The sequence below is a fragment of the Oribacterium sp. oral taxon 078 str. F0262 genome (genome assembly GCF_000160135.1).
GTDB lineage: Bacteria > Bacillota > Clostridia > Lachnospirales > Lachnospiraceae > Oribacterium.
In genome coordinates, this window is record NZ_GG729933.1 from 3,832 (window position 1) to 5,636 (window position 1,805).

A 1,805-nucleotide genomic window follows, 5' to 3' on the forward strand; every position below is an offset into this window, starting at 1 on the left:
CAACACCTTGAAAAATGAGCTCTTATATCTACACGAGTATTCATCTGAGGAGGTGCTATACTCGTCCATCGATGAATTTGCATATGTATGGTACAACCATGTGCGACCTCATTCATACAATGGATATAAGACACCATTTGAGGCAAGGACTGGAATATCGAATTATTAAGCCATACGTGTTACAAAAAAGCTTGACCACTACAGATCATACGATACAAGGAAAGCCGGATACCGTCGGCGCGATGTTTCTTGCGGAAAAAGAATCACTCCGTCCGTTACCGCAATACATCTTCGAGACCGGTAAGTGTGTGAACACCCGTGTGAATGCGTTCTCCACCGTTCGCTTTCAGACGAACGATTATTCCGTGCCGGTCGTCTATGTCGGCCGCATGGTCGGAATCAAGGCATATCCGGAGCGGATCGAAGTCTTCTTCGGAGGAGAGCGGATTGCGGAACATGATCGGTGCTTTGGGAGCCATCAACATATCTACCGGCTGGAAGATTACCTTCCGCTGTTGGAAACAAGAGGCCGTGCCTTCTTCAATGCCGCGCCTGTCCGGCAGAACATTCCGCAGGAAGTGCTCGATCAGTGGAAAGAGGAACATACAGACCACAAGACCATCATCGCCTTCCTAAAAGAACAACAGTGCAGGATTTCTTCGATCAAGGATCCTGTCCGTATCCGTACGGTCGACCTTCATGAGTACGATAGACTGAAGGGAGCTACTTATGCGAACTGATACGAACCTGGAGCAGGTAAAACTTCTCGCCAAGCAGCTAAAAGTCCCAACGTTCGGGCAGTATCCGGATCTCCTGCGTCAGATGGACAGTAAAGCGGACTTTGGAAGCCTCCTGCTTTCCCTCATGCAGGCGGAGTATGAACAACGGCAGGAGAACCAGAATCAGCGTCGCCTGAAACAGGCAGGCCTGCCTTATACCAAGACGCTGGAGGAACTCGATCTTTTAAGATACGACGGAAAGATCACGGATCTCTTCCTGAACGAACTGTCCAGCTGCAAGTTCATCAAGGAGAAGAAGAACCTTGTTATGCTCGGAAACCCGGGCAGGGGCAAGACACATATGGCGATCGGCCTTGCTCTCAAGGCCTGTTCTCTCGGGATGAGCGTTCTCTTCAAAAATGCTGCTTCTCTTTCCACGGAACTGGCAGAGGCAAAAGAGAGTTACGTCCTCGGTCGACTGGAGAAACGGATCCGGTGTGCGGACCTGCTGATCCTCGATGAAATGGGCTATGTGAGTTTCGACCGCTACCAGTCGGAACTGCTTTTCAAGGTAATTGCCGATCGCAGTGAACGCGGCAGCATTATCGTAACTACCAACCTCCCATTCTCAGAATGGGTAGACTTGTTCGAGAACACGGCAATGGTAGCGGCCATGGTGGATCGATTGACCTTTCATTCCTACATCCTAGACATGAACGGCACATCGTATCGCCTGGAACAGGCAAAGAAACAGAAACGGTAAGTGGCTCACTTTCAAGCTAGCGCAGGTGGTTCAAAATCAAGCTAGCGTGTGGCTCACTTTCGGGTTGACGTTTATACCCTTATTCACAGGAGCAGATCAACACCATGATGAGTGTAGTGGTCAAGCTTTTTTGTAACACGTATGGCTTAATAATTCGATATTCCAGTCCTTGCCTCAAATGGTGTCTTATATCCATTGTATGAATGAGGTCGCACATGGTTGTACCATACATATGCAAATTCATCGATGGACGAGTATAGCACCTCCTCAGATGAATACTCGTGTAGATATAAGAGCTCATTTTTCAAGGTGTTGAAATACCG

Annotated in this window: 4 protein-coding genes; 3 read left to right on the top strand and 1 reads right to left on the bottom strand. The window is 48.5% G+C overall.

The genetic code is table 11. The annotated features are described in order from the left end of the window. The 3 genes from GCWU000341_RS12835 to istB all read left to right on the top strand — a co-directional run. A partial coding sequence (locus tag GCWU000341_RS12835; RefSeq protein ID WP_155812595.1) for an integrase core domain-containing protein occupies positions 1-169 on the top strand: 169 nt, incomplete at its 5' end. A 22-nt stretch (positions 170-191) separates the two neighbouring features. Then, positions 192-740 carry a Mu transposase domain-containing protein gene (locus tag GCWU000341_RS00040; protein WP_207635059.1) on the top strand — a complete coding sequence of 183 codons (549 nt, stop codon included), beginning with the start codon at positions 192-194 and terminating at the stop codon, positions 738-740. Further along, a complete protein-coding gene (istB, locus tag GCWU000341_RS00045) occupies positions 730-1,482 on the top strand; it encodes an IS21-like element helper ATPase IstB (protein WP_009213518.1) in 753 nt (250 codons plus the stop codon). The genes GCWU000341_RS00040 and istB overlap by 11 nt, the downstream gene beginning before the upstream one ends. A gap of 146 nt (positions 1,483-1,628) precedes the next feature. Here istB and GCWU000341_RS12840 read toward each other — a convergent pair. Next, a partial coding sequence (locus GCWU000341_RS12840; RefSeq protein WP_155812597.1) for an integrase core domain-containing protein occupies positions 1,629-1,805 on the bottom strand: 177 nt, incomplete at its 5' end.